Annotated in this window: 20 protein-coding genes and 1 pseudogene; 11 read left to right on the top strand and 10 right to left on the bottom strand. The window is 67.6% G+C overall.

Annotated elements, in window-relative coordinates:
* The first annotated feature begins 87 nt into the window (after nucleotides 1–87).
* Nucleotides 88–567, top strand: a complete 480-nt coding sequence (locus tag ACZK3J_RS02345; protein ID WP_005407919.1) for a winged helix-turn-helix transcriptional regulator — start codon at nucleotides 88–90, stop codon at nucleotides 565–567.
* A gap of 56 nt (nucleotides 568–623) precedes the next feature.
* Here the strand turns inward: ACZK3J_RS02345 and ACZK3J_RS02340 are convergent, their stop codons facing one another.
* Entirely contained in the window at nucleotides 624–809 is a 186-nt protein-coding gene (locus tag ACZK3J_RS02340) for a hypothetical protein (RefSeq protein ID WP_049424811.1), read from the bottom strand.
* A gap of 144 nt (nucleotides 810–953) precedes the next feature.
* A complete protein-coding gene (locus ACZK3J_RS02335; protein ID WP_049398340.1) occupies nucleotides 954–1,331 on the bottom strand; it encodes a hypothetical protein in 378 nt (125 codons plus the stop codon).
* A gap of 140 nt (nucleotides 1,332–1,471) precedes the next feature.
* Here ACZK3J_RS02335 and msrB point away from each other — a divergent pair, with 140 nt between their 5' ends.
* The 5 genes from msrB (at nucleotide 1,472) to ACZK3J_RS02310 (ending at nucleotide 4,742) form a co-directional block, all read left to right on the top strand.
* On the top strand, nucleotides 1,472–1,939 hold the full coding sequence (msrB, locus tag ACZK3J_RS02330) for a peptide-methionine (R)-S-oxide reductase MsrB (protein WP_005415117.1): 468 nt from the start codon (nucleotides 1,472–1,474) through the stop codon (nucleotides 1,937–1,939).
* Nucleotides 1,940–2,030: 91 nt separating this feature from the next.
* The gene (gene motA, locus ACZK3J_RS02325; RefSeq protein WP_032128746.1) at nucleotides 2,031–2,885 is read left to right on the top strand and encodes a flagellar motor stator protein MotA; all 855 of its coding nucleotides are present in this window, start codon (nucleotides 2,031–2,033) and stop codon (nucleotides 2,883–2,885) included.
* A 3-nt stretch (nucleotides 2,886–2,888) separates the two neighbouring features.
* Nucleotides 2,889–3,827, top strand: a complete 939-nt coding sequence (motB, locus tag ACZK3J_RS02320) for a flagellar motor protein MotB (protein ID WP_049398339.1) — start codon at nucleotides 2,889–2,891, stop codon at nucleotides 3,825–3,827.
* 128 nt (nucleotides 3,828–3,955) lie between these two features.
* Nucleotides 3,956–4,453, top strand: a complete 498-nt coding sequence (locus ACZK3J_RS02315; protein ID WP_100437786.1) for a hypothetical protein — start codon at nucleotides 3,956–3,958, stop codon at nucleotides 4,451–4,453.
* Nucleotides 4,454–4,466: 13 nt separating this feature from the next.
* Nucleotides 4,467–4,742, top strand: a complete 276-nt coding sequence (locus ACZK3J_RS02310) for a DUF4031 domain-containing protein (RefSeq protein ID WP_049398338.1) — start codon at nucleotides 4,467–4,469, stop codon at nucleotides 4,740–4,742.
* 148 nt (nucleotides 4,743–4,890) lie between these two features.
* Here ACZK3J_RS02310 and ACZK3J_RS02305 read toward each other — a convergent pair whose 3' ends face one another.
* Nucleotides 4,891–5,433: a DUF6630 family protein gene (locus ACZK3J_RS02305; protein ID WP_094000536.1), complete on the bottom strand. Its 543-nt coding sequence runs from the start codon at nucleotides 5,431–5,433 to the stop codon at nucleotides 4,891–4,893.
* 90 nt (nucleotides 5,434–5,523) lie between these two features.
* On the opposite strand from ACZK3J_RS02305, the gene ACZK3J_RS02300 reads away from it, so the two are divergent.
* Complete coding sequence (locus ACZK3J_RS02300) at nucleotides 5,524–5,772, top strand: DUF3297 family protein (RefSeq protein WP_049456360.1); 249 nt, start codon at nucleotides 5,524–5,526, stop codon at nucleotides 5,770–5,772.
* A gap of 81 nt (nucleotides 5,773–5,853) precedes the next feature.
* Here the strand turns inward: ACZK3J_RS02300 and ACZK3J_RS02295 are convergent, their stop codons facing one another.
* From ACZK3J_RS02295 to ACZK3J_RS02285, 3 genes are all read right to left on the bottom strand, one after another.
* Complete coding sequence (locus tag ACZK3J_RS02295; RefSeq protein ID WP_032128751.1) at nucleotides 5,854–7,503, bottom strand: Na+/H+ antiporter; 1,650 nt, start codon at nucleotides 7,501–7,503, stop codon at nucleotides 5,854–5,856.
* A gap of 117 nt (nucleotides 7,504–7,620) precedes the next feature.
* On the bottom strand, nucleotides 7,621–8,409 hold the full coding sequence (locus ACZK3J_RS02290; protein WP_049398336.1) for a dioxygenase family protein: 789 nt from the start codon (nucleotides 8,407–8,409) through the stop codon (nucleotides 7,621–7,623).
* A 31-nt stretch (nucleotides 8,410–8,440) separates the two neighbouring features.
* Nucleotides 8,441–8,851, bottom strand: coding sequence for a DoxX family protein (locus ACZK3J_RS02285; protein WP_132809054.1), 411 nt, complete (start codon nucleotides 8,849–8,851; stop codon nucleotides 8,441–8,443).
* A gap of 96 nt (nucleotides 8,852–8,947) precedes the next feature.
* Between ACZK3J_RS02285 and ACZK3J_RS02280 the strand changes: the two genes are divergently transcribed.
* Entirely contained in the window at nucleotides 8,948–9,829 is an 882-nt protein-coding gene (locus ACZK3J_RS02280; RefSeq protein WP_478476373.1) for a LysR family transcriptional regulator, read from the top strand.
* 95 nt (nucleotides 9,830–9,924) lie between these two features.
* Here the strand turns inward: ACZK3J_RS02280 and ACZK3J_RS02275 are convergent.
* Nucleotides 9,925–12,988, bottom strand: a pseudogene (locus tag ACZK3J_RS02275) (bifunctional diguanylate cyclase/phosphodiesterase).
* 176 nt (nucleotides 12,989–13,164) lie between these two features.
* Between ACZK3J_RS02275 and ACZK3J_RS02270 the strand changes: the two are divergent.
* Nucleotides 13,165–15,276 carry a M13 family metallopeptidase gene (locus ACZK3J_RS02270; protein WP_032128756.1) on the top strand — a complete coding sequence of 704 codons (2,112 nt, stop codon included), beginning with the start codon at nucleotides 13,165–13,167 and terminating at the stop codon, nucleotides 15,274–15,276.
* 243 nt (nucleotides 15,277–15,519) lie between these two features.
* Here the strand turns inward: ACZK3J_RS02270 and ACZK3J_RS02265 are convergent, their stop codons facing one another.
* Together ACZK3J_RS02265 and ACZK3J_RS02260 are read right to left on the bottom strand one after the other, a co-directional pair.
* Nucleotides 15,520–16,692, bottom strand: coding sequence for an MFS transporter (locus tag ACZK3J_RS02265; RefSeq protein ID WP_134952064.1), 1,173 nt, complete (start codon nucleotides 16,690–16,692; stop codon nucleotides 15,520–15,522).
* Nucleotides 16,689–17,903 (bottom strand): MFS transporter, encoded by a 1,215-nt coding sequence (locus tag ACZK3J_RS02260; RefSeq protein ID WP_478476372.1) that lies wholly within the window; start codon nucleotides 17,901–17,903, stop codon nucleotides 16,689–16,691. The genes ACZK3J_RS02265 and ACZK3J_RS02260 overlap by 4 nt, the downstream gene beginning before the upstream one ends.
* A gap of 133 nt (nucleotides 17,904–18,036) precedes the next feature.
* Between ACZK3J_RS02260 and ACZK3J_RS02255 the strand changes: the two genes are divergently transcribed.
* Nucleotides 18,037–18,624 (top strand): TetR/AcrR family transcriptional regulator, encoded by a 588-nt coding sequence (locus ACZK3J_RS02255; protein ID WP_134952257.1) that lies wholly within the window; start codon nucleotides 18,037–18,039, stop codon nucleotides 18,622–18,624.
* A 228-nt stretch (nucleotides 18,625–18,852) separates the two neighbouring features.
* Here ACZK3J_RS02255 and ACZK3J_RS02250 read toward each other — a convergent pair whose 3' ends face one another.
* Complete coding sequence (locus ACZK3J_RS02250) at nucleotides 18,853–19,782, bottom strand: oxygenase MpaB family protein (RefSeq protein ID WP_049398330.1); 930 nt, start codon at nucleotides 19,780–19,782, stop codon at nucleotides 18,853–18,855.
* A gap of 309 nt (nucleotides 19,783–20,091) precedes the next feature.
* On the opposite strand from ACZK3J_RS02250, the gene ACZK3J_RS02245 reads away from it, so the two are divergent.
* Nucleotides 20,092–20,706, top strand: a complete 615-nt coding sequence (locus ACZK3J_RS02245; RefSeq protein ID WP_478476371.1) for a hypothetical protein — start codon at nucleotides 20,092–20,094, stop codon at nucleotides 20,704–20,706.
* Nucleotides 20,707–20,710 lie beyond the last annotated feature (4 nt).

Raw genomic sequence — 20,710 nt, 5'->3', positions numbered from 1 at the left:
ATAGACAGCCATTCCCAGTTGATTTGCCTGATTTGCAATCAACCGGCAGGATGTTCTCCTGCAATTCATCCCCCAAGGTTGACGGCCATGGCCACCCGTACCCGCGAACTGGACAAGATCGACCGCAAGATCCTGCGCATCCTGCAGGCCGAGGGCCGTATCTCCTTCACCGAACTGGGCGAGCGGGTCGGCCTGTCCACCACCCCGTGCACCGAGCGCGTGCGCCGGCTCGAGCGCGAAGGGGTGATCACCGGTTACCACGCCCACCTCGACCCGGCGGCGGTGAAAGCCAGCCTGCTGGTGTTCGTGGAGATCAGCCTGGCCTACAAGTCCGGCGACATCTTCGAGGAGTTCCGGCGCGCGGCCCTGAAGCTGCCCAACGTGCTGGAGTGCCACCTGGTCTCGGGCGACTTCGATTACCTGCTGAAGGCACGGATCAGCGAAATGGCCTCCTACCGCAAGCTGCTCGGCAGCACGTTGCTGACGCTGCCGCATGTACGTGAGTCGAAGAGCTACATCGTGATGGAAGAAGTGAAGGAAACGCTGAGCCTGCCGATTCCGGATTGAGTCCGGAACGGTAGTGGGGCCAGATCCCGTGCAGCGGGCTCTGACCCCCGGGTCCGTCAGCGCTGCTGCGGATGCTTCTGCGAGCGCTGTTCCTGCTGCTTGCCGCCCTTGTGCGGCTGCTGCGGGTCCATCTGTTGCTGTTGCTGCTGTTGCTGTTGCTGCGGGTTGCGGCCCTGCGGTTCCTTGCCGGGATGACGGTTCTGCTGGTTTTTCATGATCGCGATCCAGTGGACGAAGGACATGCGGCGGCGCAATGCCGGCGCACGGTCACGTTGGTCCCGGAACGGTTAATCGCAGGCGAAAAAGCAGTGATCTGCAGGACGTTGTTTTCGTGCGTTCAGGCCGGACAGCGTGCGGTAGCCGCCAACCTCGTTTGGCACCCGTGATCAGCGCTTGATCTGCTGGCCATCGCCGGCCGGCACGCTGTCGTAATAGCGGCCGGTACGCGAATCGAACACGCGGTTCGGACCGGCCGGGCGTACCCCGGGGACGATGCGGCCATTGCGGTCGTACACCTTGTCGGCCGGCTTCGGCGCCGGGGTGGGCGCGATCTGGGCGGGACCGGTGGACCTGATCGGCTGCGCCGGCTGCGGCGACGGCAGGACCTGCGGCTGCGGGCGAGCGGCCTGCGGCGGCGGCATCACCGGCTGCGGTGCCACGGTGGTGGCACTGCGGGTGGCGGTCGGGCTCGACGACGTCGGTACCTGGGCCTGCGCGACCAGGGGCAACAGGGCCATCAACAGCAGGGAAAGGGTCGGTTTCATGTCACGCTCCGGCGTGGATCACATTCACCTTGCGCCTGCACCTGTGTGCCGGCCATGAACGGCCATCACACTTGCAAGCGCGCGCCGGCACCCCCACGTTTTCCGCCATCCCCAGGCCATCAACCTCACGGAGCGCCGCCATGACTGCCTTCGACCTGACGCCCCCCACCGCCACCCAGACCGAGGCGCTGATCGCCGGCCTCAGCAGCGAGGAGCGCCGCGTGCTGCTGCAGCACGGTACCGAGGCGCCGTTCTGCGGCGTGTTCCTCGACAACAAGCGCGAGGGTGTCTACTGCTGCCGGCTGTGCGCACTGCCGCTGTTCCGCTCCAGCACCAAGTTCGATTCCGGCACCGGTTGGCCGAGCTTCTTCGCCCCGTTCGACCCGGCACACGTGCGCGAAATCCGCGATACCAGCCACGGCATGGTCCGCACCGAGATCACCTGCGCGCGCTGCGGCAGCCACCTGGGTCACGTTTTCCCGGACGGCCCGCCGCCCACCTACGAGCGCCACTGCCTGAACTCCGTCTCACTTTCGTTCACCGGCAATGGCGAGCCCTGGCCCGACCCGTTGCAGCGTGGCGGCGCCGAAAGCGGCGTGGCGGGCTGAAACACCCCGCTGACGGATTTCACAGAATTCCCTCTTCAGAAAACCGGGCGACGGGCCGACAAGGAAATATCCCCTCTCCTTGCGTCGCCCCATGCTCATCATCGTTGGATTCCTGGTCGTCATCGTCAGCGTGATCGGGGGCTATCTCGGTGCCCACGGCCGCCTGGGTGCCCTCTGGCAGCCCTACGAGCTGGTCATCATCGGTGGCGCCGCGCTCGGCGCCTTCCTGGTCGGCACCCCGGCCAAGACGGTCAAGCAGACCCTGCAGGCCATGGTCGGCGTGTTCAAGGGCCCGCGCTACAAGCAGCAGGACTACATCGATGTGCTCAGCCTGCTCTACGAACTGCTCAACAAGGCCCGCCGCGAAGGCTTCATGGCGCTGGAAGACCACGTCGAGCGCCCGGCCGAAAGCGCGCTGTTCGGCAACTACCCCAAGGTGCAGGCCGACCACCACCTGATCGACTTCATCACCGACTGCCTGCGCCTGATGATCGGCAGCAACATCGAGCCACACGAGCTGGAGCCGCTGCTGGAACTGGAGCTGGAAAAGCACCACGCCGAGGCCATGGCACCGTCGCAGGTGCTGACCAAGGTCGCCGACGGACTGCCCGGTTTCGGCATCGTCGCGGCGGTTCTCGGCATCGTCATCACCATGGGTTCGATCGGCGGGGATATCGTCGAGGTCGGCGGCCATGTGGCCGGCGCGCTGGTCGGCACCTTCCTGGGCATCCTGCTCGGCTACGGTTTCGTCGGCCCGATGGCAGCCGCCATGGAAGCGCGCGCCGAGCAGGACAGCCGCATCTACGAATCGGTGAAGACCGCGCTGCTGGCCTGCCTGCGTGGCTACAACCCGAAGATCGCGCTGGAATTCGCCCGCAAGACGCTGCCGTCGAACGTGCGCCCGGCCTTCTCCGATTTCGAGCAGCACCTGAAGACGGTCAAGTAAGCCATGGCCGAGACCAAGCCCACCGTCATCGTCCGCCGGGTCAAGAAGGCCGGCCACGCCGCCCATCATGGCGGTTCGTGGAAGGTGGCCTATGCCGACTTCGTGACCGCGATGATGGCCTTCTTCCTGGTGCTGTGGCTGATGGCCACCACCAACAAGAACGACCGTGCGGCCATTTCCGAGTACTTCCGCAACCCCAGCCCGCTGAGCGGGCAGAACGCCACGCCGGCGCCCGGCATGGCCGGCCCGGGTGGCGCCAGCACCTCGATGATCAAGCTCGGTGGTGCCACCGACATCTCGCGGGGCAGCAGCAACGATCCCTTCCAGAACCAGAAGGAGGCGGTGCCGCAGCCGGTGGACCAGCAGCAGCGCGACAAGCAGCAGCTGGAAGCGCTGATGAAGGAACTGCAGGAGGCGATCAGCAAGAGCCAGGCGCTGGAGCCGTTCAAGGACCAGCTGCTGCTGGATCTGACCCCGGAAGGCCTGCGCATCCAGATCGTGGACAAGCAGAACCGGCCGATGTTCGACCTCGGCAGCGCCACGCTGAAGCCGTACACGCAGCAGATCCTGCACGAGTTGGCAAACTACCTGAACCACGTGCCGAACCGGATCAGCCTGACCGGCCACACCGACATCACCGCCTATTCGGCCGCGCGCGGCTACGGCAACTGGGAACTGAGCGCCGATCGTGCCAACGCCGCACGGCGCGCACTGGTGGACGGCGGCCTGGAGGACAGCAAGATCACCCGCGTGGTCGGCCTGTCTTCGTCGGTGCTGTTCGACAAGGCCGACCCGCAGAACCCGATCAACCGACGCATCAGCATCGTGGTGATGACCCAGGCCGCCGAAGCGGCCGCCCTGGCCGGTGCCGGCCCGCAGGTGGGGCTGTCGGCCCCCGCCGCCGACCCGGACGTGCAGGCCGCGCAGGGTCCGGCAAAGTAAACGGTAGGTGCGGACCTTGGTCCGCACATCCGGGAAAAGCGTGCGGACCAAGGTCCGCACCCACCAGGGGCATGACCCGGCGCACCCGCTACAATGGCGGTCTTTCCGTTTCCAGGTGACTCCACCCCATGTCCCAGAACTCCAAGGCCAAGCGCGACAAGCGCAAGAAGCAGCAGGCCAAGCGCCCGTTCCTCCGCCTGAACGCCCAGCAGCAGGTGCAGAACCATGCCGTGCTGACCAACGAAGACGGCCAGGTGGTCGCGGCCATCGGCCTGCAGGGCCGTGAGTGGCTGCTGGCCATCGGCGGCCAGACCATGGGCAATGCCGAGAACCCGGTGCCGATGCTGGCCATGCTCAAGCACCTGGCCAACGTGCAGGAGAAGGAAGGCCGCAAGGTCAACCTGGAGTACTCCGAACTGCTGCAGAAGCTGCTGGACACCCTGGCCGCCGAATCCGAGCAGACCGCCGACGAGTACCTGGACAAGCTGGTCGCCGAGTTCGAAGGCGTCGACGCTGCTGAGGGCGAGGAAGGCGAAGCCGCCGAGGGCGAGGTGGCCGAAGAAGCCGCTGCCGAGGCCGCTCCGGCCGCTCCGGCCGCTGACAGCGACAGCAAGCCGCAGGCCTGAACCGGCCGCGGCGGTGACGGTCTACGTCGATGACGCGGTGCATCCCTGGCGCGGACAGCGCTGGGCGCACCTGATGGCCGACACCCTGGCCGAGCTGCACGCGATGGCGGCGCAGCTCGGCATTCCCCCGCGGGCCTTCCAGAACAAGGCCAGCGGCGCCCACTACGACGTCACCGCCGAGCTGCGTACGCAGGCGATCGCGCTCGGCGCGCAGGCGATCTCAAGGCACACCGACCGCGCGCTGGTCAAAGCGGTGATCGCCAACGCCAGGGCGCAGTACCGGCCGTAGGCAGGCCTTGCTGGCTACCGCTTGCTGTGGTGGGTGGGGCTACCGCTTGCTGTGGTAGGTGCGGACCTTGGTCCGCACATCAGGCATAAGGCATGCCGACCAAGGCTGGCATCCACCCACGGGCGGGCTCCGCACCCACCTACCCGCCTCAGAACGGGTCGCTGCCCAGCCGGATTTCCACGTTCAGCAGCGAGCACAGCGCCAGCATCGCGTCGTCGTCGCGGGTCAGCGCCATCACGCCGGTGAAGCCGTCGCTGCCGGCATCCACGCTCCACAGCGTGTAGTTGTGCTCGCGCAGGCGGTCGAAGGCGGTGGACATCAGCTGCACGCCGTCCAGGTCTTCGGCGAAGTCCTCGTCGTCCAGGTCGCCGCCCCAGTCCAGCTGCAGGTTGAAGCGCGCCGACAGCTCGTTCACCGCCGACTGCAGCGATTCCAGGTCATCTCGTTCCACCTCGAAACCGGACTGCCAGGCGATGGCCGTGAACAGCGCCGGCAGCCAGTCGCTGTCCGCTTCCAGCGGCTGCCCGTCCTCGGCCAGGTGCTCGCGCCAGCGGTTGAACTGCTGCAGGGCAAGCTCTTCGTCGCCCGGGTTGATCAGCACCAGCAGGTTCCAGACCCGCGCCTCGAAGCCCTCCTCGTCGAAGTCGTGGATGTCTTCCTCGAAGTCGAAATAGTCGCTGTTGTCGGGCATGGCGGAACTTCCTCTGGGGCAGGCCGGCATTCTACGGTTTATCCTGTGCCGCTGAAGCCGGCCTTGGTGGCCGTCACTGTGAATGAAGCGATGAGCGATACCCCTCCCGACCACCTGGCGATCAACCCGGCCAGCCCCTTCCATGATGCGCAGGCGCTGGAGCGCGGCGTTGGCGTGCGTTTCAACGACGTCGAGCGCGACAACGTTGAGGAATACTCGGTCAGCGAAGGCTGGATCCGCGTGCAGGCCGGCAAGGCCCGCGACCGCCGCGGCAACCCGATGACCATCAAGGTCAAGGGCAAGGTCGAGGTGTATTTCCTGGAAACGAAGCCGGAATAAGCGCGGCTCCCGGATCCTGGGGTCAGATCCCTTTCCCGCGGAAAGGGATCTGACCCCGATCGATGGCGCCCGACCGCAGGGTCACTCGCGCTTGCGCGATTCCAGCAGGTCCAGGTTGCGGATCAGGCGCCGCGAGATCTCATCGGAGATCACCCCGCGCCGGGTCAGCCGGAACAGCTCCTCGCGCTCGGCATTGAGGCCGGCGCTGCGCAGCTGGCGGTAGCCCAGTTCCATGCGCCGCACCTTCTCCGGGTCCACGTCGGGCCCGTCGCTGTCCTTCTCCAGGTGGCGCTGGTACAGCAGGCTGACCCGCGAGGCGGCATCGTTGTACAGCTGCACGTTCTCGGTGTTCTGGTTCATCACCATCTGCTGGCGCATGCGCTCGACCCCAGCCAGCGCCGCCTTCGACGACAGCCGGCGCGCCAGGTCCTCTTCCTTGCGCTCACCCGAATCGGACGGCAGCTGCAGGCCTTTCAACAGCCGCGGCAGTGCGATGCTGGCGCCCAGCAGCGAGAACAGGATCACCGACGCGGCCAGGAAGATCACCAGGTCACGCGCCGGGAATGCACTGCCGTCGGGCAGGAACAGCGGCAGGGTCAACACGCCGGCCAGGGTAATCGCACCGCGCACGCCGGCCACCGAGGTCGCCACCACGATGCGCCAGTTCGGCGCCTCGCCCCGCTCCAGGCCGCGACGACGCGCGCGCAGCAGGTTCCAGCGCAGCGACAGCCACACCCACAGCAGGCGCAGCACGACCAGTGCCAGATTGATCACCACCACATACACCAGCAGCCACCACGCACTCTGGTGGCCGGTCTCGTTCATGGTGGTGGTGGCGCGTTCGACGATGCCCGGCAGCTGCTCGCCCAGCAGCACGAACATGATGCCGTTGAAGCTGAACTGCAGCATGTTCCAGACCCCGGCGCGCTGCACGCGCATGCTGCCGGAGACGCGGCCGGTCAGCTCGACATAGCTCATCGCGATACCGGCGGCGACCGCGGCGAGGATGCCCGAGGCATGGATCTCTTCGGCCAGCAGGTAGGCCGCGAATGGAATCAGCAGGTTGACCAGCATCGCCGCGCCCGGCTCTTCGCCGAAGCGACGCCACAGCCAGCGCTGGAAGGTGGACACACCCAGCGTCACTGCCACGCCCACAGCAAGGCCGGCCACCGCCACCCACACGAAGGTCAGCGAGGCGGTGGCCAGCGAGAAGGTGCCGGTCATCACCGCTGCCACCGCGAAGCGGAAGCAGACCAGACCCGAGGCATCGTTGAGCAGCGACTCGCCCTCAAGGATGTGCATCAGGCGCTTGGGAATCGGTGCCTTGGAGGCGATGGCCCCGACCGCCACCGGGTCGGTCGGCGACACGATGGCCGCCAGCGCGAAGCACACCGCCAGCGGCATCACTGGAATCAGCCAGTGGATGAGGAAGCCGGCACCGATGACGGTGAACACCACCAGGCCGAACGCCAGCTCGAGGATCGCGCCCTTGTCGCGGAACAGGCCCTGCTTGGGAATACGCCAGCCATCCAGGAACAGCAGCGGCGGCAGGAACAGCAGGAAGAACACCTCCGGCTCCAGCGCGTGGCCGCGGTTGAACACGCCGGCGATGACCGCACCCAGGCCGATCTGCACCAGCGGCAGCGGCAACGAGAACGGCAGGACACGAACCAGGTAGCCGCTGGCGACAACGGCCACCAGCATCGCCAGGACGACTTCAATGGTATGCATGCTTCTTCCAGGAAGCGGCGCGCGGGGAGGCTCGCAAGCCAGCGCCGGAAACCCGGAAAAAACTACCACATGCAGCCATGACCGCGACGGCCGGGGCCGCCGCGCGTCAGCCCCGGCTCATGCCCCGTCGAAGCGGTACAGATCCATGGCGAGGAATCCGGCATCGATACCGGCGTCGATGCGGCGTGCACCGAAGCCGCCCTCGCCGGCCGCGCCCATCGCGAAGAACAGCGGCAGCAGGTGCTCGTCGGTCGGGTGCGCACGTTCGGCGAACGGCGCCTGCCGGCGGTAATCGAGCAGGGCCTGGCGGTCGTCGGCGGCCAGGCGCTGCTCCACCCACTCGATGAAGGGCCGCACGTACGGCGCTTCCTTGCCGTCCTGGTAGTCCCCCCAGTCGTGCAGGTTGTGGGTGATGCTACCCGAGCCGACCAGCAGCACGCCCTGATCGCGCAGCGGCGCCAGCGCACGGCCCAGCGCGAACTGGTGCTCGGGGCCGAGCAGTGGCTGGATCGACAGCGGCACCACCGGGATGTCGGCCTGCGGGCGCAACAATCGCAGCGGCACCCATGCACCGTGGTCGAGGCCACGCTGCGGGTCGAGTGCCACCGGCAGGCCAGCGGCCGCGATGCGGCCGGCCACCTCTTCGGCCAGCGCCGGATCGCCCGGCGCCGGGTACTGCAGTTCAAACAGCGCGCGCGGGAAGCCACCGAAGTCGTGGATGGTCGGCGGCTGCGGATGCGCGCCGACCAGCGGCTGCCGGCCCAGCCAGTGCGCCGAGGCCATCACGATGGCGCGTGGCGTCGGCAGATCGCGCGCCAGCTCGGCCAGGCGCACGCCAACCTGGCCCGGATGCAGGGCGGTCATCGGCGAACCATGCGAGATGTACAGCGAAGGCAGGCGGGACATGGAATTCTCCAGTTGCAGGGTCAGGCGGCGATCAGCGCGAACGCAGGGTCCACTTGCCATCGCCGACCAGGAACAGCACTACCAGCGCCAGTGCCCAGAACGCCGGGTATTCCCAGCCGCCGCCGGCATTGGCGAAACCGAAGCCGTTGGCGCCGTGCACGGTGATGATGGTGCCCAGCAGCAGCGGCACACCGACCAGGCCCACCCAGCGTGCGTAGATGCCCAGCAGGAGCGCGACGGTGATCACCAGCTCGACGCCGATGGTGAGGTAGCCGAGCACGCCGGGCAGGCCCAGCGACTCGAAGAACGCCGCCGTGCCGGCCGGGGTGAACACCAGCAGCTTGGTCAGCGCATGGACCAGGAACAGCACGCCCAGGGCCAGGCGCAGCAGGGTGGCGCCGTACGGGGCCAGCGGCGAAACAGGAGCGGTCGTGGTGTGCATGGGGAAACACCTTGAAGGGAGTGGGCACAGGTTATTGCGCCTTCGTGGACCAATAAATACGATGGATTGACCGTATTTATTTCAAAAGGCGCAACAATGGACACCCTCGAGGCGATGCGCGTGTTCGTGGCGGTGGTCGAGCGCAACGGCTTCAGTGCCGCCGCCCAGGCCCTGGATATGTCCACTGCCGGCGTCACCCGCCAGGTCGCCGCGCTGGAAAAGCGCCTGTCCACCCGCCTGCTCCACCGCACCACGCGCCGGGTCAGCCCGACCAGTGCCGGTGCCGCCTACTACGCCCAGTGCGTGCGCCTGCTGGCCGAGTTCGACGCGCTGGAGGCCAGCATCGGCGCGCAGGCGCTGGAGCCCTCCGGCACGCTGCGCATCAACGCACCGGTCAGTTGGGGCATCGCCCGCCTCGGCCCGCTGCTGGCCAGCTACCGCGAACGCTTCCCGCAGGTGGAACTGGACCTGGCCCTGTCCGACCGGCTGGTGGACATGGTCGAGGAAGGTTACGACGTCGCCATCCGCATCACCCGCGAGCCGGGGCCGACGTTGATCGCGCGACGTCTGGGCGAATCGCGGGTGAGCCTGTGCGCCGCGCCGGCCTACCTGGCCGCACGCGGCACCCCACAGAGGCCGCAGGACCTGCAGGCACACGCGTGCCTGAGCTACAGCTACTGGGCCGCCGGCAACAACTGGCCGCTGCAGGGGCCCGGCGGCGAAGTGAAGGTGGCGGTGAGCAGCCTGCTGCACGCCAACAACGGCGACGTGCTGCGCGAAGCAGCAATCGCCGGCATGGGCGTGATCCTGCAGCCCGATTTCCTGCTGGAAGACGCACTGGCCGATGGCCGCCTGGTGCGCGTTCTGCCCGAGTGGGAGGCCTCGCCGATCGGCATCTTCGCGGTCTATACCAGCCGCAGCCACCTGGCACCGAAGGTACGCAGTTTCATCGACCATCTGGTGGATGCCGGGGTGTAGCCGAATCTGGCGTTTGCCGGTAGTGCCGGCCGCTGGCCGGCAATCAGACACATCCCGGTCCTGGGCGAATGCCGGCCAGCGGCCGACACTACCACTTAGGCGGCAACCTCATCCAGCGCCTCGATGATCCGTTCCAGCGGCGCCGGCCGCCCCAGCAGGTAACCCTGCACCTGGTCGCAGCCGTGCGCAGCCAGCCAGTCCAGCTGTCCGGGCGTCTCCACGCCTTCGGCGATGATGGTCAGGCCCATGCTGTGGCCCAGCGACAGCAGCGCGCGGCAGATCGAGGCATTGCGCGGATTGGTTTCCACGTCGGCGACGAAGCTGCGGTCGATCTTCAGGATGTCCAGCGGCAGGTGCTGCAGGTAGGACATGCTGGAATAACCGGTACCGAAATCATCCAGCGACACACTGATGCCCTGCTCGTGCAGGCGTTGCATGGTCTGCATCGCCTGCGCCGGCTTGCGCATCAGGCTGCTCTCGGTCAGCTCCACGTGCAGCGCGCCGCGGGCCAGGCCGAACTCCTGCTGCGCGCGGGTGAACTCGGCCACCAGATCGCTGTTGAAGAACTGCACCGCCGATACATTGACCGCGATCGGCAGCTCGCCCCAACCGGCCTCGACCAGCCGGCGCTGCGCCTTCGCCGCCGCACGGATCACCCAGCGGCCCAGCGCCAGGATCAGCCCGGTGTCCTCACACAGCTGGATGAACTCGTTGGGCGGGATGAAGCTGCCATCGGCCTGCGGCCAGCGCAGCAGGAGCCTCCAGCGCGGCCGGACTGCCATCGCTGGCGTGCCGGATCGGCTGGAAATACAGCTGGAACTCGTTGTCGATGGCGGCGTGGATGCGTCCGGCCAGGCGCAGGCGGTCGGCCAACCGCGTGGTCACCGCCGCGTCGAACCAGACCACCACATTGCCTTCGGCGCGCGCGGCATGCGCGGCCTGTGCGGCCATGCCGATCACCTGCTCGGCGCTGTGGCCGTCGCCGGCAATGTGCACGGCCACGCCGATGCGCGGCTCGAACTGGTGCAGCGAATCCTTGCCGCGCATCGGCGCCGACACGATCTGCAGCAGGTCGTCCAGCACGCGCTGGGCATCGTGCTCGGCACCGATGGCGAACACGAAGTCCTCCGCCGGCTGGAATGCCAGCGTGCCGCAGCGCGCGCCCAGGCCACCGAGCCGGGTCGCCATCGACTGCAGCACCGCATCGCCGATCTCGCGGCCCAGCGTATCGGCCACCAGCTGCAGGCCGCGCAGCTGCACGAAGGCGATGGTGTAGCCCTCCTGCTGCTCGTCCAGCTGTTCGGTCAACGCACGCACGTTGAGCAGACCGGTGGCCGGGTTGTGCCGCGCCTGGTAGGCCAGGTCGCGCTCGTAGGCCAGCCGCTCGCTCACATCCTCGGCCAGCACCAGGCAGGCGGGCTGGCCATCGAAATCGAGCCTGGACAGGTGTGCGCGCACTTCGAACACACTGCCGTCCTTGCGCCGGTGCAGGCGCACGGTGGCATCCTGCAGCTCGCCGACACGGGCCTTGGCGATCGCACCCTTCACCTCGTCCCAGCCTTCGCGCGGGCGGATGTCGAGGATGCTCATCGCCAGGAATTCCTCGCGGCTGTAGCCGTACTGGCGCACGGCGGCATCGTTGACCTCGATGAAGCGCAGCGTATCCGGATCGAACACCCAGAACGGTGCTGGATTGCGGTCGAACAACAGGCGGAAGCGGCGTTCCACTTCGCTCATCTGCTCGCGGGCCTGGTAGCGTTCGCTCAGGTCGGTCAGCGCACCGATCATGCGGCGCTCGCTGTCGGCCACCTCCACCCGCTGCCCGCGTGCGCCCACCCAGCGCACTGCGCCTCCGGGCAGTACCAGGCGGAACACCTGGTCGAGCACCGCGCCACCGGCGAAGGCCTGGTCGAAGGCCTGCTGCAGGCGCGCTGCATCATCACGATGCACGCGCGCGAAGAAATCGGCCACCGGCAGCGCATCGGTCTGCACGCCGAAGATCTCACGCGCCAGCGGTGACCAGCGCAACAGTGCGGCATCCTCGTCCACGTACCAGATGCAGACGCGCCCGACCTGGTGGGCCAGGCGCAGTTCGGCATGTCCGGTCTTCAGTTCCTCCGCCATCGACTGCTGGCGGCGGGTGCTGCGGCGCACCGCGTACAGCAGGACCAGCAGCACCCCGACGTAGGCCAGCACGATTGCTACTGACGCCTGCAGGTAGGGCCACCATGGCGCCAGCACGTCCTGATCGGCCAAGCCGACCTGCACCGCCAGCGGGCTGCGCTCCAGCGTGCTGATGGTGATGATGCGCTGCACACCATCGACCGCGCCCGGCAGGCTGCCCAGCTCGACCACGGCCTGCTTGCCGAGCAGGTCGCGATGCGGGAGATCGTAGCGTCGGCCGACCGTGCCGTGCGGGTCCGGTACGCGGGCCAGCATGTAGCCTTCCGCATCGCTGATCGAAACCAGCCCGTTCGGGCCAACATCGAGGCCGCCGATGATGCGCTGCAGTTCGCCGCAGCGCAGCCGCGCCAGCAACCAGCGGTCACCGGCCATCGGCAGCGCCAGCGGCACCACCCAGCCACCGTCGCTGGCGCGCAGCGGCGGGCCGATGTACAGCGAACTGCCCAGGCCGCGGCGCTGCGGATCGGTCCACAGCGGCAGGTTCAGGTCACCTTTGCCGGCCGTCAGGGCGCGGCCATAGCTGTCCAGCACCACGATGCTGTGCAGCTCGGCATGCCGGCGCAGCACGCCGCCGATGGAGGCATCAAGCAGCGCCGGCGCCTGCGCGGGCACGCTGCGGAACACTTCAACGGCATCGGCGGCGATGCCGGACATCGCCCGCTCCAGGTTGCGCAGCTCCAGCGCCAGCAGGCGCTCGCTGCCCACCGCCAGTGCACGGCTCTGGCGCTGTGCGGCCTCCAGCCGGCGGTGATGGTCGTTGGCCAGCATGGTGGTCAACCCGGCCACCAGCAGAATGCCCAGCAACACCCCGCCCCAGGTAATGGCGCGCAGCGGCCGGGCCAACGCCCGTTTCAGCGCGGGCATCGGTTGGTCTTCCTTGTGCAGTCGGCTGGCTTCATGCGCGAACGAATCCTCCACATCCCCGACCTCAACGGCCGGCGGACGCCATTCTTGACGCCTGACCCGCCCCCGCATGGCCACCTCCCCGTGTCCGCGCAGGGCTCCTGAGGCCAGCATGCACCACACCGGTGACGGCGTGAAGATCGCTTCCGCGCGTTCAGCCAGATCCCGCACAGGGCGGGCGGCACTACGGGAGGGCCAGCCGGGGCGGAGCGGATTAGACTTGGGGTTTTCCGCTGCAAGAGAAGTCCATGTCCAAGCTGCGCCGTCCCACCCTGGCACTGGCCATCGTTGCCAGCCTGTCCCTGGCCGCCTGCGACCGCCCGGCCGATCCGGCTGCCGGCACCGCCGCGCCTGCCGATGCCGCACCTGCGGCCGCCAAGCCGATGCTGGGCAGCTTCGGCTTCGATGCCAGCGGCATGGACCGCAGCATCAACGCCGGCGATGATTTCTTCGGCTTCGCCAACGGCACCTGGGTGAAGAACACCGAGATCCCGGCCGATCGTTCGCGTTTCGGCAGCTTCAACGTCATCGCCGAGAAGACCCTGGCCGACACCCGCGCCATTCTCGAAGGCGCCGCCGGCAACACCCAGGCCAGCGGTGATGACAAGCTGATCGGCGACTACTACGCCGCCTACATGGACGAAGCCGGCATCGAGCAGCACGGCATCGCGCCGGTGCAGCCGCAGCTGAAGGCCATCGATGCGATCGCCGACAAGGCCGGGCTGGCCCGTGCCCTGGGCGGCGACGTGCGTGCCGACGTCGACCTGCTCAATGCGACCAACTTCTACACCGACCGCCTGTTCGGCCTGTGGGTGTCGGTGGACCTGCTGCAGCCGGACCGCAACGCGCCCTACCTGGTGCAGGGCGGCCTGGGCATGCCCGACCGTGACTTCTACCTGGGCGGCGGCCGCATGGCCGAGCTGCGCAAGCAGTACCAGGCCTACATCGCACAGATGCTGCAGCTGGCCGGTGTCGCCGATCCGGCAGGCAAGGCGCAGCGCATCCTCGCGCTGGAGACGAAGATCGCGCAGGCGCACGCCACCCAGGAAGAAACCAATGATGTGACCAAGGGTGCCAATCCCTGGACCCAGGCCGACTTCAATGCCAAGGCGCCGGGCATGGACTGGAACGCCTTCCTCGACGCGGCCGCGCTGGGCAAGCAGCAGGACTTCATCGTCTGGCAGCCCAAGGCCGTGGCCGGCCTGTCCAAGCTGGTCGCCACCGAGCCGCTGGATGTCTGGAAGGATTACCTGGCCTTCCACGCGCTGGACCGCGCCGCTGCCTACCTGCCGAAGAAATTCGCCGATGCCCGCTTCGCCTTCCACGGCACCACGCTGAGCGGCACGCCGCAGCAGAGCGACCGCTGGAAGCGTGCAGTGGACGACGCCAACCATGCCATCGGCGAAGCGATCGGCAAGCGTTACGTCGAGAAGCACTTCGACGCCAAGACCAAGGAACGCGCGGACGAGATGGCGAAGAACATCATCGCCGCCTTCGCCAAGCGCATCGACGCGCTCGCGTGGATGTCGCCGCAGACCAAGGCCAGCGCCAAGGCCAAGGTGGCCGGCCTGACCGTGGGCATGGGTTACCCCGAAAAGTGGCGTGATTACACCGGCCTGGAGATCCGCCGTGATGACGCGCTGGGCAATGCGCAGCGCGCCGAACTGTTCGAGTACCAGCGCAACATCGCCAAGCTGGGCAAGGCGGTCGACCACAGCGAGTGGGCGATGCTGCCGCAGACCATCAACGCGATGAACGTGCCGCTGGAGAACCGCCTGGTGTTCCCGGCCGCGATCCTGCAGCCGCCGTTCTTCGACGGTGCTGCCGACGACGCGGTGAACTACGGCGCCATCGGCGCAGTGATCGGCCACGAGATCAGCCACGGCTTCGACAACGCCGGTGCGCTCTTCGACGAGACCGGCAAGCTGCACAACTGGTGGACCGCTGAAGACCTGAAGCAGTTCAACGCGGCTGGTGATGCGCTGGCCGCACAGTTCAGCAGCTACGAGCCGTTCCCGGGCGTGCATGTGAACGGCAAGCTGACCCTGGGCGAGAACATCGCCGACGTGGCTGGCCTGGGTACCGCCTACGATGCCTACCAGCTGTCGCTGCAGGGCAAGCCGGGCCAGACCCTGGAAGGCTTCACCCCCGACCAGCGCTTCTTCCTCGGCTTCGCCCAGGCGTGGCGCAGCAAGAGCCGCGAGCAGGCGCTGCGCAACTCGCTGCTGACCGATGTGCATGCACCGGGCCAGTTCCGCGCACTCACCGTGCGCAACATCGACGCCTGGTACCCGGCGTTCGAAGTGAAGGAAGGCCAGAAGCTGTACCTGGCCCCGGACAAGCGGGTCAAGGTGTGGTGATGTAACCGGAACGGGCGCCGCAAGGCGCCCGTTTCATTTCCCAGTAGCTGCCAACCCTGGTCGGCACATGCCCCGCTCTGGTGGGTGCCGACCTTGGTTGGCACATGCCTCGCTCTGGTGGGTGCCAACCTTGGTTGGCACATGCCCCGCTCTGGTGGGTGCAAACCTTGGTCGGCAAATGCCCCGCTCTGGTGGGTGCCAACCTTGGTTGGCACGGGGCAGGAATCCACGCATGGCGTGGATCTACCTGCGGGTGGTGGCAACCATCAGCAGAGCGCTCGCAGCCAACACCGCAGCAGCCCAAAGCGTGGCGTATGGCCCGACACCATCCAGCAGCCGTCCCCCGCCCCACGCCCCGAGCGCGATACCGATGTTGAACACGCCTACATACAGGGCGGTGGCGATCTCCACGGCCTGCGGCACCGCTTTCATCATCCAGCTCATCAGGCCCACCGATACGCCGCCATAGGCCAGGCCCCATAGCAGCAGCACCGCAATGCCACCGCTCGGCGTGCCCCCCAGCCACAGCAACAGCAGCGGCGTCAGCAGCAGGCCCGATGCGATCGCCAGCAACGTACCGCGCGGATGGCGTGCTGCCAGCGGCCCGGCGATGAAGTTGCCGGCGATGCCGGCCAAGCCGTAGGCAAACAGCAGTGCACCGATCCAGGACGCCTCCACGCCCGAGACGGACGTCAGCAGCGGCCGCACGTAGGTGAAGGCGATGAAGTGCCCGGACACCAGCAGCACGGTCAGCCACAGGCCATGCCGCAGGTCACGCTGGCCAAGCTGCTGCACGAACTGCCGCAGCCGCACCGATGTACTTACAGGTAACGCAGGAACCACCCGCAGATGCAGCAGCATCACCGCCGCACTGAACAACGCCATCGCCGCAAAGGCGCTGCGCCAACCCAATGCATCCCCGATCAGCGCGCCCAACGGAACACCCAGCACCGACGCTGCGGCCACGCCGCCGAAGATGATCGAGGTAGCCAGGCCGATGCGGTCAGCCGGCACCAGGCGCGCGGCCAGACCGCCGGCGATGGCCCAGATGCCGCCCATGCAGAACCCCACCAGCACCCGTGCGGCCAACAGCCAGCCGATGCCCGGTGCCAGCGCCGACGCGAGGTTGGCGACCAGCAGAAGCGCAAGCAGCGCGCACAGGATGCGACGGCGATCGATGCCACCGGCTGCGATCACCACCAGCGGTGCGAACACTGCCGCCAGCAGGGCCGGCAGCGAGATCATCAGGCCGGCGGTGCCGGTGGACGCGCCGAGATCTTCGGCGATCGGGGTCAGCAGGCCGACCGGCAGCATTTCGGTGGTGACCACCGAGAACGTGGCGAGGCCGACGGCGGAAACCGCCCACCACGGATGACGAGGCACAGGCGCGGCGTGCGCAGGCGATGAAGCGCTCACGGGACGATTCCTTCAGGGGATGTGGTCGAGGCAGACGGGCGCAGTGCACGGTGCGCGAGCACGGCGAACAGCAGCACGCCACCGCCTGCCACCAGCGCAACAACAAAGCCGCTGCGCACGCCCCCCGCATCGACACTCCGCCCAGACAGCGCCGCGCCCAGCGCCACGCCGATGTTCAATCCGGCCAGCAACCAGGTCATGCCTTCGGTCAGGCGCGATTCGGGCACGTACTGTTCGACCAGCGACATCGCCACGATCATCGTCGGCGCGAAAAACACCCCGGCCAGCAACACGGCAACGGCCAGGGCAGGCAGGCTGCCGACCCACAGCAGCGGTAGCGTGGCCAATGCAGTGGCCGCTGCTCCGGTCAGCAACAGGCGCGGCAACGGGATCTGCAGCTTCAGCGCACCAAACAGCAGGCCCGCCGCGCAGCTGCCCAGCGCATAGGCCGACAGCACCCAACTGGCAGCCAGTGACTGCCCGCGCTGTTCGGCGAAGGCCACGCTGGTGATGTCGACGGTACCGACAATCACACCCATCGCCAGCATCAGCAACGCCAGCATGCGGATCTCCGCTTGCCGCAGCAGCGAGCGCGAGGGTGTTGCGCCTTCGCAGTGCTGCAGCGGTGGTTCGGTACCGCGTTGCAGAACCAGTGCGGTCACCCCGAGCACCAGCAGCAGGGCGGCGGCCAGCACGCCGGCCTGCGGCCATACCGCCACCGACAACCCGACGGACAACGGTGGCCCGGCGATGAAGGTCACCTCGTCGAACACGGTCTCCAGCGAATACGCGGTCTGCAGCTGCGGGCGCCCGCGATGGATCGCGGTCCAGCGCGCGCGCACCATCGCCGACATGCTGGGCATGCAGCCGGCCAGCATCGCCGCAATGAACAGCGTCCAGTCCGGCGCGGCCAGCAGCGTGCACGCAAGCAGCAACAGCAACCCGGCCGCACTGGCCGCGGTGGCCCACGGCAGCACCCTGCCCTGCCCGCGCCGGTCGACCCAGCGCGATACCTGCGGCGACAGCAGCGCGTAGGTCAGCACGAAGGTGGCCGACACCGCACCGGCCAGTGCATAGCTGCCGCGCAGCTGGGACAGCAGGGTGATGATGCCGATACCGGTCATCGGTAGAGGAAGGCGTGCCAGCAGCCCGGCCAGAGCGAGGCCGGCGGTGCCGGGGGCAGCGAACAGGTCGCGATAGGGGGTGGCCATCAGGTTCTCCAGGGCAGTGACTTGCCTGGCGCACCGGGCGCCACGACAATACATACAGAGCGTATGAATAAGAGGCTACATTCATACGAACCGTATGTAAATAATCATGCACTGTGTATGTAAGGAGCTCCGGATGGTTCGTCGCACCCGCGCCGAGATGGAAGAAACCCGCGCCACCCTGCTGGCCACCGCCCGCCGGGTGTTCAGCGCGCATGGCTATGCCGCCACCTCGATGGACGACCTGACCGCCCAGGCCGGGCTGACCCGCGGCGCGCTGTACCACCACTTCGGCGACAAGAAGGGTCTGCTGGCGGCTGTCGTCGCCCAGCTCGATGCCGAGACCGACCTGCGCCTGCAGGCGATCAGCGATGGCGCGGATGATGCCTGGGACGGCTTCGTGCAGCGTTGCCGCGCCTATCTGGAGATGGCACTGGAGCCGGAGATCCAGCGCATCGTGCTGCGCGATGCGCGCGCAGTACTGGGTGGCGCCTCACCGGAATCGCAGCGCCACTGCGTGCACTCGATGCAGCACCTGATCGAACATCTGGTGGCGCAGGGCGTGGTGGCAGCGGTGGATGCGCAGGCGCTGGCGTCGCTGATCTACGGCAGCCTGGCCGAGGCCGCGTTCTGGATCGCCGAGGGCGAGGATGGCGACGCGCGCCTGCGGCAGGCGACGGCGGCGCTGGAGATGCTGTTGCGTGGGTTGAAGTCGGCCGGGTAACGCCCATCCACGCATGGCGTGGATCTACTGCGGAATCCGCTCTGGTAGAGGCCAACCTTGGTTGGCGCTTCTGCGGCACCGCGCGAAATGCGTGCCGACCAAGGTCGGCAGCTACCAGAACCATGGTGTCAGTAGATCCACCTACTGCGGAATCCGCTCTGGTAGATGCCAACCTTGGTTGGCGCTTCTGCGGCACCGCGCGAAATGCGTGCCAACCAAGGTGGGCACCTACCGGAGCAGTTCGGGCCACTCGCGCAACACCGCCACCGGCACGCCCATGCGCGTGCAGGCGCGGCTGGCCAGGCCATCGGGCAGCGCGCGGCGGAACAGCGGCGCCATGCCCTGCATCAGCTTCGCCGACGCTGCAGCTTGTGCGCGCTGGCGCGCATTGCGTTCCAGCATGCCTTCGGCCCAGTCCGGCAGCAGCGCCGCACCGGCGCCGAGGAACACTTCGCGCGACAGACCCGGCACCGGTACCGGCAGGCGCACGCCGGACAACACCTCCAGCACTTCGCGCGAGCGTTCGTCGACGCGCAGTTCCGGCTGCCGCGCGCAGAAGTACGCGGCCACTTCCGCTTCACTGCGCGGCACATCCACCGCACCCAGTGCCTCGGCCACGCAGCGGTACTCGTCGTAGTAGCGATCGGCGATGTGCGCCGGCACCTCGCGCCCGTAGCGGCGGAAGCCTTGCAGGAAGCCAAACGCCTCGGTCACGTGCACCCACGTCAGCAGCTGCGGATCGTCCGCCGCATAGGGCTCCCCCTGCGCGGTCTGGCCGCGGATCTGCACATGGATGCGGCGTACCTTGGCCACCAGCGCCTCCACCTCGCCGCTGGGCGCATAGCTGGTGCCGGCAACGAAGGCGGTGGTGCGGCGCAGGCGTCCCACCAGGTCCTGGCGGAAATTGGAGTGGTCGTAGACGCCGGCCAGCGCCCGCGGGTGCAAGGTCTGCAGCATCAGCGCACACAGGCCTCCGGCCAGCATCGAGGGGAACTCGGCGTGCAGCCGCCAGGTGACGCTGTCCGGGCCGAACCAGCCCGGGTCTCCCAGCGGGTGGTCGTAATCGATGCCGCTCTGGCCACGCGGGAAGGCCTCCAGTACCCAGCGCCGGATAGGCGCGGTGACGGGGCGGGAAAGTCGCTGCAGCAGAGCCGGCATCACAGGTCCAGGAAAGGCGGAAGAGCGGCCGCAGGTTGCGCGGTCGGCCCCGATTCTGGGCGATCACGACGCCGACGGCGAGCCTCCGCGCTCAGCCACGGTTTCATGTGCAGCCGCAGCACGTTTCACCCTGCGACATCCTGTCGCAGGCTGCGACCATGATGTTGCGATGCAGCAACATTCACCCATTCAGACAAAACCCTTACGCCGCTAGGCATTGCGCCCATTGCACGGCTCGCTGGAAGTGCTAGAACTGAACCCGCCACACCGTCCAACGCTGATCGACGCACGTTCCACAAGGAGCCAGCCATGATTGCTTTGTTCAAGGGTTTGGGACTACTGCTTCGCGACAACGAGCTCTACAGCAGCCCGTTCGACAAACAGGTCGCGCACTGGCGCAATCTGAGCGAGCAGCAGATCCGCGATGAAGTGGCTGTGCTGGCCCAGGCCAAGTGCCAATGGCTGATCGCCTCGATCGTCGGCTGGCAGGCGGCCTCGCTGCTGATCCTCGGGCTGATCACCAACTACCTGTGGCGCGACGATTACCACATCACCTTCACCCGCGTGGTCGTGGTGTTCGGCTCATGGATCTCGATCCTGTTCGTGATCTGGTTCATGGCCAACATGTTCGACCGCACCGCCGGTTTCGAGCGTTGGATGAAGGCCTTCAACAGCCGCGCCCGCATCAGCTCCAAGGCCGACAGCGTCGAGAACGTGGCCGAGGCACTGGACCTGGCCGAGCACTACCCGGAAGTGCTGGACTACAAGCAGGCCGTCACCGCCAAGCGCGAGCTGCGCCATGAGGACATCCGCATCATGACCGAGATCGGGCGCATGAAGCAGCACTCAGAACTGGTCGGCCGCCTGAACCATGTGGGTGAGAACGAGCACCACCACGACCTGACACTGCAACCTGCCTACTGACCCT

This window comes from Stenotrophomonas sp. 86428_Sma (assembly GCF_056481585.1).
This window is presented reverse-complemented; position numbering and strand designations above follow the sequence as displayed.

What these genes read in the sequence shown, in the direction of transcription:
- motA (WP_032128746.1), top strand. Translation starts at nt 2,031, where the DNA reads ATGCTCATCATCGTTGGATTCCTGGTCGTCATCGTCAGCGTGATCGGG.
- ACZK3J_RS02260 (WP_478476372.1), bottom strand. Translation starts at nt 17,903, where the DNA reads ATGGCCACCCCCTATCGCGACCTGTTCGCTGCCCCCGGCACCGCCGGC.
- ACZK3J_RS02305 (WP_094000536.1), bottom strand. Translation starts at nt 5,433, where the DNA reads ATGCCCGACAACAGCGACTATTTCGACTTCGAGGAAGACATCCACGAC.
- ACZK3J_RS02280 (WP_478476373.1), top strand. Translation starts at nt 8,948, where the DNA reads ATGGACACCCTCGAGGCGATGCGCGTGTTCGTGGCGGTGGTCGAGCGC.
- ACZK3J_RS02345 (WP_005407919.1), top strand. Translation starts at nt 88, where the DNA reads ATGGCCACCCGTACCCGCGAACTGGACAAGATCGACCGCAAGATCCTG.
- ACZK3J_RS02290 (WP_049398336.1), bottom strand. Translation starts at nt 8,409, where the DNA reads ATGTCCCGCCTGCCTTCGCTGTACATCTCGCATGGTTCGCCGATGACC.
- motB (WP_049398339.1), top strand. Translation starts at nt 2,889, where the DNA reads ATGGCCGAGACCAAGCCCACCGTCATCGTCCGCCGGGTCAAGAAGGCC.
- ACZK3J_RS02255 (WP_134952257.1), top strand. Translation starts at nt 18,037, where the DNA reads ATGGTTCGTCGCACCCGCGCCGAGATGGAAGAAACCCGCGCCACCCTG.
- ACZK3J_RS02245 (WP_478476371.1), top strand. Translation starts at nt 20,092, where the DNA reads ATGATTGCTTTGTTCAAGGGTTTGGGACTACTGCTTCGCGACAACGAG.
- ACZK3J_RS02335 (WP_049398340.1), bottom strand. Translation starts at nt 1,331, where the DNA reads ATGAAACCGACCCTTTCCCTGCTGTTGATGGCCCTGTTGCCCCTGGTC.
- ACZK3J_RS02300 (WP_049456360.1), top strand. Translation starts at nt 5,524, where the DNA reads ATGAGCGATACCCCTCCCGACCACCTGGCGATCAACCCGGCCAGCCCC.
- ACZK3J_RS02270 (WP_032128756.1), top strand. Translation starts at nt 13,165, where the DNA reads ATGTCCAAGCTGCGCCGTCCCACCCTGGCACTGGCCATCGTTGCCAGC.
- ACZK3J_RS02250 (WP_049398330.1), bottom strand. Translation starts at nt 19,782, where the DNA reads ATGCCGGCTCTGCTGCAGCGACTTTCCCGCCCCGTCACCGCGCCTATC.
- ACZK3J_RS02285 (WP_132809054.1), bottom strand. Translation starts at nt 8,851, where the DNA reads ATGCACACCACGACCGCTCCTGTTTCGCCGCTGGCCCCGTACGGCGCC.
- msrB (WP_005415117.1), top strand. Translation starts at nt 1,472, where the DNA reads ATGACTGCCTTCGACCTGACGCCCCCCACCGCCACCCAGACCGAGGCG.
- ACZK3J_RS02315 (WP_100437786.1), top strand. Translation starts at nt 3,956, where the DNA reads ATGTCCCAGAACTCCAAGGCCAAGCGCGACAAGCGCAAGAAGCAGCAG.
- ACZK3J_RS02340 (WP_049424811.1), bottom strand. Translation starts at nt 809, where the DNA reads ATGTCCTTCGTCCACTGGATCGCGATCATGAAAAACCAGCAGAACCGT.
- ACZK3J_RS02295 (WP_032128751.1), bottom strand. Translation starts at nt 7,503, where the DNA reads ATGCATACCATTGAAGTCGTCCTGGCGATGCTGGTGGCCGTTGTCGCC.